The sequence below is a fragment of the Streptomyces sp. NPDC002690 genome (assembly GCF_053592415.1).
Window position 1 is genome coordinate 1 of the sequence record NZ_JBSFVR010000222.1, and the last position, 12342, is coordinate 12342.

The window sequence follows — 12342 nt, forward strand, 5'->3', positions numbered from 1 at the left end:
GCTGGGGCACCGGCCCGCAGCCGCGCTACGGCCCCGGCGAGCCCCCGAGGTTCGCGCGGCCCGCCGACCCGGCCCGGCAGCAGACACGTTCGGGTGAATTTCCGACCACCGGCCCCCGCGCCACGGACCCCCGCGCCACAGGCCCCCGCGCCGGAGACCCGCACGCGGGCGAGTTCCGTGCGGGCGGACGGGGTGCCGCTCCCGTCGGCCGGGCGGTGGTGCGGCCCGCGCCCGGCGGTACGCCGCTGATACCGGGCCCGCGGCCCGAGTTCGTGGACGCCTTCGACGCGCCGTCCGTGGGACTTCCGGTGCGGCAGGTCCCGTCGAGGGTGGCCGTGCCCGCGTCGACGGAGGATTCCCCCGGTGCGCCCGTCCGGCGCGACGGCGGGCCGGACGGCGGGGCCGGCGACGGCTCCGGCGGACCGGACGGCACCCCCGGCAAGGGCGGCGGCCGGGGCGGCAAGGGGCGGACGTTCACCGGTATCGCGGCGGCGGCGGTGACCACGGTGCTCGCCGTGGTCGTGGCCGGGCAGGTGGCCCAGGGCCACGGTGGCGACGACTCCCCGCAGGGGTCCGGTACCCGGCAGAACGGCCAGGGAGCCTCGCGCTCCGACGCGCGGGCCACCGCCGCGACTCCGACGGCGGCGCCGCTGAAGGCGCTGTCGTACGAGGAGAAGATGGCCACGCCCTACCCGCTCGCCGCCGATCTGGCGGGCGACGGGAAGTTCGAGGTCGTCCCGGGTGCGGCGAAGGCACCCGGCACCGGGCACAAGTACCGCTACCGGATCGACGTGGAGCAGGGGCTCGGCCTCGACCCCGCCCTCTTCGCCGAGGCCGTGCAGAAGACCCTCAACGACGACCGCAGTTGGGCACACCACGGGGACATGACGTTCGAGCGGATCTCCACGGGCGCGCCCGACTTCGTCATCACCCTGGCCAGTCCCGGCACCACCGGGGTCTGGTGCGAGAAGTCCGGCCTCGACACCACCGAGGACAACGTCTCCTGCGACTCCGCGTCCACCGAACGGGTCATGATCAACGCCTACCGGTGGGCCCAGGGTTCGGTCACCTTCGGCCCCGACAAGCTCCTGCCCTACCGGCAGATGCTCATCAACCACGAGGTCGGACACCGGCTCGGACACAACCACGTGAGCTGCCGTACCCCGGGTGCCCTGGCTCCCGTGATGCAGCAGCAGACGAAGTCGTTGGACATCGACGGGATCTCGTGCAAACCCAACCCGTGGGTGTATCCCGCCACTTGATCCAGTCTGTCCATATGTTGATACGACCGTCTCATTTCACATTGACACGGTGATGAGCGGTCGTTCATATTTCTCCGCATGTCACGCATCTTGATCACCCCCGAGAGCGCCGCCCTGGAGCGCGCGCTCATCGGTGTGACCAGGCACTGCGTCGCCGACATTCTCTGTCGCTGACGCCCGCCCGGTCGTGTTCCGGCCGCCGTCCGCAGCCCTGAGGGGCATCCCGCGCGACCCCCGGACCACGTCCCCGGCGTCCCGGCCCGCGGACGCGGCCTCCCCGGCGGGCGGCCCCGGGCCCGGTTCTCCCCCGTGACCGGTCCGGCCCCGTCCTGCTCCGGCCGACCGGGCCGGCTCCTTCCTCCGGGCTCCCGCCGGATCGCGCACCCGATGTCCCGTGACGCGCCGCGCGCTCTCGCGAGCACCCGCTTTCTGCCGCTTTCGCCTGTCTTCTTCCTGCCCTTGTCATGGTTTCCCTGCTCGCCACTCCGGCTGAGCAGTACCGAGAGGTCATCTTCCGATGCGTCAACCGTCCGTCATATCCCGCCGCGTCGCCGCGGCCGTCGTGGTTCTCGTCGTGGGCTCGTCCGTCGCGGCGTGCGGCCCGAAGGAGAGCGGGAGCGACGCAGGTTCCGCCGCCTCCTCGTCCGCTCCCGCCAAGGGCGGCACCCTCAGCGTCCTCAACCGCGCACCCCAGGTGAACTTCGACCCCGCGCGCCTCTACACCTCCGGCGGTGGCGCCGTCCCGTCGCTGGTCTTCCGCACCCTCACCACCCGCAACCGCGAGGCCGGCGCCGCCGGTGCCGAGGTGGTCCCCGACCTGGCGACCGACCTGGGCACGCCCAGCGAGAACGCCACCGTGTGGACGTACACGCTCAAGGACGGGCTGAAGTACGAGGACGGCACCGCGATCACCAGCGCGGACATCAAGTACGGCATCGAGCGCTCCTTCGCGGCCGAACTCTCCGGCGGCGCACCCTATCTGCGCGACTGGCTGATCGGCGGCGCCGACTACGAGGGTCCGTACAAGGACAAGAAGGGCCTCGCCTCGATCGAGACGCCCGACGACCGGACCATCGTCTTCCACCTGAACAAGCCCGAGGGCGAGTTCCCCTACCTGGCGACGCAGACCCAGACCACGCCCGTGCCGCAGGCCAAGGACACCGGCGCGACCTACGAGAACCACCCCGTCTCCTCGGGGCCGTACAAGGTGGTCTCCAACGAGGGCGACGGCGAGCACCTCGTCCTGGAGCGCAACACCTACTGGTCCGAGAAGACCGACTCCGAGCGCAAGGCCTACCCGGACAAGATCGACGTCCGCGCCGGCCTGGACCCGGCCGTCATCAACCAGCGCCTCTCCGCCTCGCGCGGTGCCGACGCCGCCGCCATCACCACCGACACCAACCTCGGTCCGGCCGAACTCGCCAAGGTCACCGGCGACAAGGCCCTCGCCGCCCGCGTCGGCGAAGGCCACTTCGGCTACACCAACTACATCGCCTTCAACCCGAAGGTGAAGCCGTTCGACAACCCGAAGGTGCGCCAGGCGATCTCGTACGCCGTCAACCGCACCTCCGTCATCAACGCGGCAGGCGGCTCCTCGCTCGCCGAACCCGCCACCACCTTCCTGCCCGAGCAGAAGTCCTTCGGGTACACGGCGTACGACGCCTTCCCCTCCGGCGCCACGGGTGACGCCGCCAAGGCCAAGGAAGTGCTGAAGGAGGCCGGTTACCCGAACGGGCTGACCGTCACCCTCACGCACGACAACGAGAAGAACTTCGCCACCAGCCCCGAGGTCGCCACCGCGATCCAGGAGGCCCTGAAGAAGGCCGGGATCACGGTCGAGCTCAAGGGCCTGGAGGACAACGCCTACTCGGAGACCGCGTACAACGTGAAGACCGAGCCCGGCTTCTTCCTCGCCGGCTGGGGCGCCGACTGGCCCTCGGGCGGCCCCTTCCTCGCGCCGATCTTCGACGGCCGCCAGATCGTGGAGGACGGCTACAACTTCAACACCGGCCGCCTGAACGACGCTTCGGTCAACAAGGAGATCGACGAGATCAACCAACTGACCGACCTCGACGCCGCAGCCGCCCGCTGGGGCGCCCTCGACAAGAAGATCGGTGAGCAGGCGCTGACCGTGCCGCTCTTCCACCCGGTCTACCAGCGCCTCTACGGCGCGGGCGTGAAGAACGTCGTCATCAGCGACTGGACCGGCGTACTCGACATCGCCCTGGTCTCGGTCAAGTAGCCATGGCCGAAGCACCGCTGGTCACGGAGGCGGGGACCGACACGGTCCCCGCCTCCGGGGCGCTCCCGTTCTGGCGCCGGCTCCGCGCCCGGCGCTCCGCGCTCGTGGCGGCCGTCGTCGTCGCGCTGCTCGTCCTCACCGCCCTGGCCGCCCCGCTGCTCGCGGCGATCGAGGGGCAGGACCCCAATGCCTTCCACGCCGACCTGGTGGACTCCGCGACCGGCGGCGTCCCCCTCGGCTCCTTCGGCGGCATCAGCGCCGACCACTGGCTCGGCGTCGAACCCCTCACCGGACGCGACCTGTTCGCCCGCGTCGTCTACGGGGCCCGCGTCTCGCTCGGCGTGGCGCTCGCCGCCACCCTGATCCAGGTCGCCATCGGCATCACCCTCGGCATGGCCGCCGGACTCGGCCACCGCCTCGTCGACCAGCTGATCAGCCGCGTCACCGACCTCGTCGTCGCGCTCCCCGTCATCGTCACCGCGCTCGGCGCGCTCGCCGTGGTCCCCGCGAGTTTCCCCCGCCCCGTGCTGATCGCCGGCATGGTGGGCCTCGTCGGCTGGGCGCACCTCTCCAAGGTCGTCCGCGCCCAGACCCTCGCCCTCAAGCGGACCGACCACGTCCTCGCCGCCCGGCTCAGCGGCTGGGGCGGCACCCGCGTCGCCCGACGCGAACTGCTGCCGGGCCTCGCCGCGCCCGTCATCACCTACGCCGTGCTGCTCTTCCCCGGCAACATCGTCCTGGAGGCCGCGCTGTCCTTCCTCGGCGTCGGCATCAAGCCGCCCACGCCGTCCTGGGGACAGATGCTCAGCGACGCGGACACCTGGTACCAGGCCGCGCCCACCTACCTGCTCGTCCCCGCCCTGCTCCTCTTCGTCACCGTGCTGGCGCTGACGGTGCTGGGCGAGGGCGTGCGCAACGCCCTCGACCCCCGGGTCGCCTCGCGGCTGCGGGTCGGCACCGGGACCAAGAAGGAGGCCGGAGCGTGACCCGCTTCCTGCTGCGGCGCCTCGGCGGAGCGCTCCTGGTGCTCTTCGCCCTGAGCGTCGTCGTGTACGCCGTCTTCTACGTCGCCCCGGGCGATGTCGCGCAGATCGCCTGCGGCCCGCGCTGCTCGCCCGCGCAGGTCGCCCAGGTCACCGCGCAACTCCGTCTCGACGATCCGGTGTACGTGCAGTACGCCCACTTCGTCCAGTCCCTCTTCACCGGCCACGACTACTCGACCGGCACCGGCACCGAGCACTGCCCGGCACCCTGCCTCGGCCGCTCCTACCGGGACGACGAGCAGGTCACGGAGCTGATCGTCACCAAGCTCCCCGCCACCGCCTCGCTCGCCGTCGGCGGCTTCGCGCTCTGGGTCCTCGTCGGCGTCGGCACCGGGCTGCTCTCGGTGTGGCGGCGCGGCCGGGCGACCGAGCGCATCCTCACCGGGGTGACGCTCGCGGGCATGTCGACGCCCGTCTTCGTGCTCGGCCTGATGCTGATCATCGTCTGCTGCTCGACGCTGCAGATCCTCCCGTTCCCCGTCTACGTCCCGCTGACCGACGACCCCGAGCAGTGGTTCTGGAACCTGCTGCTGCCCTGGCTCTCGCTCGCCCTCGTCTCCGCGGCCCCGTACGCCCGGATGACCCGCGCGGCGATGCTGGAGACCCTCGCCGAGGACCACGTCCGCACCTTCCGCGCCTACGGGGTGAGCGAGCGGCGGATCGTCGTCCGGCACGCCCTGCGCGGAGCGCTCGCACCAGTGATCGCACTCGGCGCGGTGGACATCGGCACGATGTTCGGCGGCTCGGTACTCACCGAATCGCTCTTCAACATCCCCGGGATAGGCCGGGAACTCGTCGACGCCGTGCGGACCGTCGATCTCCCCGTCGTCGTCGGACTGGTGCTCGTCACCGGATTCTTCGTCGTCCTCGCCAACGTCGTCGCGGACCTTCTGCACGCGGCGGCCGACCGTCGGGTGGTGCTGTCATGAGCTTGGTCGAGGTATCCGGTCTCACCATCGACTTCGGCGGCGTGCGCGCCGTCGACGACCTCTCCTTCACCCTGGAGAAGGGCACCGCCCTCGGCGTCGTCGGGGAGTCCGGCTCCGGCAAGAGCGCCTCCGCCTACGCCCTGCTCGGCCTCCACCGGGGGACCGGGGCGGTCGTGGGCGGCTCGGTCACCGTGGCCGGTGTGGACGTGCAGGCCGCCGACGACGCCGGACTGCGGGCGCTGCGCGGCGCGAAGGCCGCCATGGTGTTCCAGGACCCGCTCTCCTCGCTCGACCCCTACTACGCCGTGGGCGACCAGATCGCCGAGGTGTACCGGGTGCACCACCGGGTCTCCCGGCGGGTCGCCCGGACCCGCGCGGTGGAGGTCCTCGGCCGGGTCGGCATCCCCGACCCGGCGCGCCGCTCGCGCTCCCGGCCGCACGAGTTCTCCGGCGGGATGCGGCAGCGGGTCCTCATCGCGATGGCGCTGGTCTGTGAACCGGACCTGCTCGTCGCCGACGAACCCACCACCGCACTCGACGTCACCGTGCAGGCGCAGGTCCTCGACCTGCTGCACGAGCTGCGCCGCGAGCGGGGCATGGGACTGCTGCTCGTCACCCACGACGTCGGGGTCGCCGCCGAGAGCGTGGACGACATCCTGGTCATGAAGGACGGCCGGGCCGTCGAACGTGGTCCGGTCGCCCAGGTGCTGGGCAACCCTCGCCACGCGTACACCCGCGCCCTGCTCTCCGCCGTTCCCCGCGTCGACGCGACGCGCGAGCGACGCGCCCCCGGGGCGGACGCCGCGACGGCCGTGGGCGCCGTGTCCGGGGCCGTCCGGTCCGGGTGGGCCGAGGAGAGCGAGCCGCTGCTCGAAGCGGTTGGCCTGCGGTGCGAGTTCGGTCGGGGACACGACCGGGTCACGGCCGTGGACGACGTCTCGCTCACCCTCCGGGCCGGTGAGACGCTCGGCATCGTCGGCGAGAGCGGAAGCGGCAAGACCACCCTCGGCCGCATGCTGGTGCGGCTGCTCGACCCGACCGCCGGCCGGCTCCGGTACGCGGGTACGGAGATCGGCGCGCTGTCGGCGAGGGAGCTGCGCCCGCACCGGCGCGAACTCCAGATGATCTTCCAGGACCCGGTCGCCTCCCTCAACCCGAGACGGTCCGTGGGCGAGTCCGTCGCCGACCCGCTGCGCGCGGCCGGCGAACGCGACGAGTCCCGCATCCGGCGCCGGGCCGGCGAACTCCTGGACCGCGTCGGGCTGGACGCGGCCCGGTACGACAGCTACCCGCACGAGTTCAGCGGGGGGCAGCGCCAGCGGGTCGGCATCGCCCGCGCCCTCGCCGCGGAACCCCGGATCATCGTCTGCGACGAGCCCGTCTCGGCGCTCGACGTCACCACTCAGGCCCAGGTCGTCGCGCTCCTCGCGGAACTCCAGCGGGAACTCGGCATCGGCCTCGTCTTCATCGCCCACGACCTCGCCGTGGTCCGGCAGGTCAGCGACCGGGTCGCGGTGATGCGCCACGGCCGGATCGTCGAACAGGGTGCCGTCGACGAGGTGTACGGCTCCCCGCGCGACCCGTACACCCGGCAACTCCTCGCGGCCGTGCCCGCCCTCGATCCGGAGGTGGCGGCGGCCCGGCGGGCGGCGCGCGGGGGGCTCGTAACGGTCTGACGGGGCGTGCCTCCAGGGTCGTTTCGCGGCGAAACGCGTGGGGACCGGGAAAGTTACGCCGGTTCACCCCTTCTGGTGGCGTGACGGACAACCGTCCGTCGCGCCACCGGCGTATCCGCTTAACGTCGTCCCGACGCTGGTCACCGGCCAACGGTGGCTGCCCACATGGGAGATCGGGGGTGTACTCGTGCGTATCGGCCTGCTCACCGACGGTGGTTATCCGTATGCGGACGGTGAGTCCAGACTGTGGTGCGACCGCTTGGTACGCGGTCTTCCCCAGCACGAGTTCGACCTCTACGCGCTGAGCCGCTCCGCCCATCAGGAGAAGCTCGGGTGGGTGAGTCTGCCGCCGCAGGTGGGGCGGGTACGGACCGCGCCGCTCTGGAGCGCGCCGCACACCGCGCCGCAGCGGACCACGGACGGGAGCGTGCGGCGGGACGAGCCGGGCAGCTGCCTCACCCGCCTGGTAACCGGCAGCGGGGGCGCCTACGGCCGCCGCGAGCGCCGGCGCTTCACGGCGCATCTGACGGCGCTCGTCACGGCGGTCAGCGCCCCGGGCGCGGACGGGCCGACGCACCCCCGGGACGGCGCGGGGGCCGGACGGACGGCCGCCGGCCCGGCCGGACGGTTCGGCGAAGGACTCTACGGACTCGCCGAACTGGCCCGGGAGCACGGCGGACTGCCCACCGCGCTCCGCTCCGAATCGGCCCTGCGGGTACTGGAATCCGCCTGCCGCGCCCGGGGAACCAGCCGTACCGTCCAGCGCGCCACCGTCACCGACCACCTGACCTTCGCCACCGAACTCGCCCGTCTGCTGATGCCGTTCTCGCTCGACTGGTACACCACCGAGTCCCTCGGCGGAGTGGACCTCTGCCACGCGGCCTCCGGGGGCACCGCTGCCCTCCCCGGACTGCTGGCCAAACGCTTCTTCGGTGTTCCCCTCCTGGTCACCGAGCACGGTCTGCCGCTGCGGACGCACTACCTCTCCGCCACGGACACGCCGTTCGGCGCGCCGGTACGCGCCCTGCTCGCCAACTTCCACGCACTCCTGGCCGCCGAGGTCTACCGGCAGGCCACCGTCGTCACCCCCGGCAACACCCACGTACGCCGCTGGCAGCAGCGCTGCGGTGCGGACACCGCCAAGCTGCGCACGGTGTACCCGGGCATGGAGACGGGGCGCTTCGCGCAGGTGGGCGAGAGCGACAGCGCCGGCCCGGACACTCTGGTGTGGGTGGGCAGGGTCGAGCCCGCCAAGGACCTCGTCGCCCTGCTGAACGCCTTCGCCGAGGTGCACCGGGCCGAACCGGGCGCCCGGCTGCGGATCTTCGGCGCCCCCGTCGAAGGCGCCGAGGGCGCCGCGTACCTCGCGCACTGCCGGGCCCTGGCCGACGCGCTCTTCCCCGTAACCGTCGCGGCCGGGGACGGTGACGCGGCCGGGGATCGGGACGAGGCCGGGGTCGCGGCCGGGGATCGCGACGAGGACGCGCCCGGGACGGAGGGGGCCGGGGCCGTGGAGAGCCCGGTCTCCTTCGAGGAGATCGGGGGGGCCGGGGCGGACGATCTCGCCGGAGCGTACGCGGCCGGCGGGGTGGTGGTCCTGTCCAGCGTCGTCGAGGGTTTCCCGATCAGCCTGGTGGAGGCGATGTTCTGCGGCCGGGCCACCGTCTCGACGGACGTGGGCGCGGTGGTCGAAGTCATCGGCGGCACCGGACTGGTGGTCCCGCCGGGCGACACCCCGGCGCTCGCCGACGCGTGCCTCGCGCTGCTGCGCGACCCGGAGCGCCGGGCGCGCCTGGGCGAGGCGGCGCGGGCGCGCGCCCGCGAACTCTTCACCGTGGAGCAGAACCTCGCGGCCTTCCGCTCGCTCTACCGGGAGCTGACCGCGAGTCACCCGCCGAGCCCCAGGGGCACCGCCCCGGCCACCGCCCGGCCGGAGGCCGGGACCCCGCGGACCGGGGGAGCGCCGGACGCTTCGACGCCCCGCCCCTTCGCCGTCCCGCCCGAGGAGTACGTACGCACCGGCCGGCCCCGCACGGAACCGGCGGAGCGACGGCCCGCCGGACGGACCCCGGCCTGGGCCGTCGTACCCGCGTCCGCACCCGCACCCGCACCCGCACCCGAGAAGGTCGGCGCCGCCGCGGCGGCCGGAGCGGGGGACGGCGATGCGTGACCCCCGCGACCACCTGTCCGCCCCGGGCAACGAACCGTACGGAGGAACCCTCATGGGCCGCGCGCCCGAAGCCCTTGGTGTGCCGAACGGCCCGTCGCCCGCCGCCGAGCGCCCCGCCCGGGCCGCCGGCTCCGTGGCGGACGCTCCGGCCGAATGCGTTCCGGCAGGGGCCGCGGGAGCGGAACGAGCGGAGGCGGAAGGCGCGGAGACGGAAGGCGCGGAGACGGAAAGCGCGGTGATGGAAGGCGCGGAGGCGGAAAGCGCGGTGGTGGAAGGCGCGGTGGTGGAAGGCGCGGAGGCGGAAAGCGCGGAGACGGAGAACGCCGCGGCGGAACGTGCCGGGGCCGCCGGCGTCGCCACAGCCGTTCCCGTCCCCGCTCCCGCGCCCGCCGCCGCCCGCCGGGCGCCCGCCGACCCCGTGCGCGCCCTGCTGCGGCACCACCGCGAGCTCTGCGAAGGCGCCGTCGACCCGCTGGAGATCGCCGCAGGCCTGGAGGCCCGCGGAATCACCGACCGGGCCGCCGCCCGCTACCGCCACCGGGACGTCTTCTCGCTGGCCGAGGAGCTCTACGCCCGGGTTCCCCGGGCCGCCGCCGGTCCGGTCGGGCTGCTGTCCGACCGGCGGACCGCCCACGATCCCGACCACCGTGCCGCCTGGACCCTGCACGCCCTGCTGCCCGGGGCGGCCTGCCTCGCCACGGTCGGGGCGCTCCGGGTGACAGAGGGGGCGCTCGGCACCGGCGCGCGGAACACACTGACGGCCGCCGGCGCCCTGCTGGTCTTCCTCGCGCTCCGGTCCGCCCTGGCCACCGGTCCGCTGCGCGCCCCGGCGGGCGCCGGCCGGACCGCCCTCTACACCTGCTGGCTCCTCGGCTACGCGGTGTACGGGGAGGAGCTGCTCGCCCAAGTCCTCAGCGGCGGTCCGGACGGCCACTGGCCCGGTACCCCGGCTCCGCTCCTCGGCCTCTCCCTCGCCGTGGTCCCCGCCGCCTGGTGCGCGCACCACTTCGGTGTGCACGCCCGCCGCAAACTCGGTGGCAGCCGGGCGCTGGAGGAGTTCGGCGCGGGGGTGCGACCGGTACTGCTGACGAGCGTCGCGCTCTTCCTCGCCGCGCTCCTGCCCCTCATGCTCCTCGCCGACCTGGGGTACGGCGGCCACGGCGTACCGCTCTCGGCCTACGCCCTCGGGCTGCTGCTCTTCCTCGCCCGGCTGGAGACCGCGCACGGCCTGTCCGCCCCCGCCGTCACCGCGCTGGCAGCCGCCTGTGCGGTCGAGGCGGCGGCCCCCGCCCTCGTGCTGGGCGGCCGGCTGCCCGGCCTCGACCCGCTCGCCCGGCCCGTCGACCTGCTCGTCGCGGCGGGCGGTACCGGCGCCGTACCCGCCCTGGCCTGCGGCGCCGCAGCGCTCGGGCTGCTGGCGCATGCGGCCGTCGCGCTCTCCCGCGCCTCCGCCCACCACCGGCACTGACCCGGACCGACCCGACGCGCACCGGCCCGCGCGCACCCGCCCCCGCACGTACCCGCCGTGGCGCACCGGCCTCGCGCGCCCGACCGCGACAGGCACCGCGACCGCGCCAGGTCCGGCCGACGACCGCACCACCTCGAACGGCCGGCCCCACCTTCGGACCACCACCTCGCACCACCTATCGCCCCGCGGAGCCGACACCGCGGGTCACCCGCACCGCATACGCCTTCCCACCAAGGAGAAACCGGACATGACCCGCCGACCCGCCGCACCGGCCACCCGCCGCCGGCACCCAGGGAGTGCACGATGAGGGTTCTGCTGCTCGGCGCCAACGGATTCCTCGGCCGCTTCGTCGCGGACCGCCTGCTGGCCGACCCGGCCGTCCACCTCACGGCCCTCGGCCGGGGCGACGACGCCGACGTACGGTTCGACCTCGCGGGCGGCAGCCCCGGGGCACTCACCCGCTTCCTGGACGCCGTCCACCCCGGGGTCGTCGTGAACTGCGCCGGGGCCACCCGGGGCCAGGCCCGCGAGCTGACCCGGCACAACACGGTCGCGGTCGCCACCGTCTGCGAGGCGCTGCGCCGCAGCGGCTGCGGGGCGCGGCTCGTCCAGGTCGGCTGCGCCTCGGAGTACGGGCCCTCGCAGCCCGGGTCCTCCACCGCCGAGGACGCCGTACCGCGCCCCGGCGGCCCGTACGGCGTCAGCAAGCTCGCCGCGACCGAACTCGTCCTCGGCTCCGGGCTCGACGCGGTCGTGCTGCGGGTCTTCTCGCCGGTCGGCCCCGGCACCCCGGCCGGCTCCCCGCTCGGCCGGCTCGCCGAGGCGATGCGCCGCGCGATGCAGTCCGGCGACGGCGAGCTGAAGCTCAGCGGCCTCGGGGTGCAGCGCGACTTCGTGGACGTACGCGACGTGGCGCGGGCGGTGCACGCGGCCTCCCTCTCCGCCGCCCAGGGCGTCGTCAACATCGGTACCGGCAGGGCCGTCCGGCTGCGCGACGCCGCGGCCGTCCTCGCCCGCGTCTCCGGTTTCGCCGGTGTGCTGCACGAGTTGGAGGTGCCGCCCGGCCGCCTCCCGATCGGCGCCCAGCGCACCTCCGCGGAGTCGGTCATGGAACACCTCGCGGCCACTCCGTCGCCCTACCCGGACGGTTGCGGTGCCTGGCAGCAGGCCGACGTGCGTACCGCCCGCGACCGACTGGGCTGGCGCCCCCGGATCAACCTGGAGGAGTCCCTGGCCGATATCTGGATGGAGGCGGCGTGCCGCATCTGACCGGCACGGGAACGGCCCGCCGGACAAGTGGGGACGAGCAGATGGGTTTCGGTGTGCCTGGATACGCTCATCCGCTGCTCGCTCCCACCGAGTGGGCGGAACTCACCCGCCCCGGCACGCCGTTGCACTGGGCGGTCCTCAACATCGCGGACGGGCCGGGCACCCGGCCCGACCCGCACTGTCTGGAAGCCCCTGTCACCGGCCAGGTCAAGTCCCCCGACACCGTGGGAAACACCCACTCCACCCCGCGCGAACAGCCGCAGCCGACCCGTCAGTCCACCCA

General features: G+C 73.9%; 9 protein-coding genes and 1 pseudogene. All 10 read left to right on the plus strand.

The genetic code is table 11. The features are described 5' to 3' along the window. Positions 1-1262 (plus strand): DUF3152 domain-containing protein (locus tag ACWD3D_RS24380; RefSeq protein ID WP_451462942.1); only part of this gene is annotated, 1262 nt, incomplete at its 5' end. Between the two features lie 78 nt (positions 1263-1340). Next, positions 1341-1436 carry an Ms4533A family Cys-rich leader peptide gene (locus ACWD3D_RS24385; RefSeq protein ID WP_323180436.1) on the plus strand — a complete coding sequence of 32 codons (96 nt, stop codon included), beginning with the start codon at positions 1341-1343 and terminating at the stop codon, positions 1434-1436. Between the two features lie 343 nt (positions 1437-1779). Then, entirely contained in the window at positions 1780-3504 is a 1725-nt protein-coding gene (locus ACWD3D_RS24390) for an ABC transporter substrate-binding protein (RefSeq protein ID WP_451462943.1), read from the plus strand. Positions 3505-3506: 2 nt separating this feature from the next. Continuing rightward, the gene (locus ACWD3D_RS24395) at positions 3507-4490 is read left to right on the plus strand and encodes an ABC transporter permease (protein WP_451462944.1); all 984 of its coding nucleotides are present in this window, start codon (positions 3507-3509) and stop codon (positions 4488-4490) included. Further along, the gene (locus ACWD3D_RS24400) at positions 4487-5476 is read left to right on the plus strand and encodes an ABC transporter permease (protein ID WP_451462945.1); all 990 of its coding nucleotides are present in this window, start codon (positions 4487-4489) and stop codon (positions 5474-5476) included. The genes ACWD3D_RS24395 and ACWD3D_RS24400 overlap by 4 nt, the downstream gene beginning before the upstream one ends. Further along, positions 5473-7152 carry a dipeptide ABC transporter ATP-binding protein gene (locus ACWD3D_RS24405; RefSeq protein WP_451462946.1) on the plus strand — a complete coding sequence of 560 codons (1680 nt, stop codon included), beginning with the start codon at positions 5473-5475 and terminating at the stop codon, positions 7150-7152. Before ACWD3D_RS24400 ends, ACWD3D_RS24405 begins: the two co-directional genes overlap by 4 nt. Before the next feature lie 187 nt (positions 7153-7339). Further along, positions 7340-9322: a DUF3492 domain-containing protein gene (locus tag ACWD3D_RS24410; RefSeq protein WP_451462947.1), complete on the plus strand. Its 1983-nt coding sequence runs from the start codon at positions 7340-7342 to the stop codon at positions 9320-9322. A gap of 238 nt (positions 9323-9560) precedes the next feature. Continuing rightward, the gene (locus tag ACWD3D_RS24415; protein WP_451462948.1) at positions 9561-10790 is read left to right on the plus strand and encodes a hypothetical protein; all 1230 of its coding nucleotides are present in this window, start codon (positions 9561-9563) and stop codon (positions 10788-10790) included. 303 nt (positions 10791-11093) lie between these two features. Further along, positions 11094-12059, plus strand: coding sequence for an NAD-dependent epimerase/dehydratase family protein (locus ACWD3D_RS24420; RefSeq protein ID WP_328719545.1), 966 nt, complete (start codon positions 11094-11096; stop codon positions 12057-12059). Further along, a pseudogene (locus ACWD3D_RS24425) lies at positions 12047-12342 on the plus strand (hypothetical protein); the annotation flags it as partial. The gene ACWD3D_RS24420 and the pseudogene ACWD3D_RS24425, both read left to right, overlap by 13 nt.

What these genes read in the sequence shown, in the direction of transcription:
- ACWD3D_RS24385 (WP_323180436.1), top strand. Translation starts at nt 1,341, where the DNA reads ATGTCACGCATCTTGATCACCCCCGAGAGCGCCGCCCTGGAGCGCGCG.
- ACWD3D_RS24390 (WP_451462943.1), top strand. Translation starts at nt 1,780, where the DNA reads ATGCGTCAACCGTCCGTCATATCCCGCCGCGTCGCCGCGGCCGTCGTG.
- ACWD3D_RS24395 (WP_451462944.1), top strand. Translation starts at nt 3,507, where the DNA reads ATGGCCGAAGCACCGCTGGTCACGGAGGCGGGGACCGACACGGTCCCC.
- ACWD3D_RS24405 (WP_451462946.1), top strand. Translation starts at nt 5,473, where the DNA reads ATGAGCTTGGTCGAGGTATCCGGTCTCACCATCGACTTCGGCGGCGTG.
- ACWD3D_RS24415 (WP_451462948.1), top strand. Translation starts at nt 9,561, where the DNA reads ATGGAAGGCGCGGAGGCGGAAAGCGCGGTGGTGGAAGGCGCGGTGGTG.
- ACWD3D_RS24420 (WP_328719545.1), top strand. Translation starts at nt 11,094, where the DNA reads ATGAGGGTTCTGCTGCTCGGCGCCAACGGATTCCTCGGCCGCTTCGTC.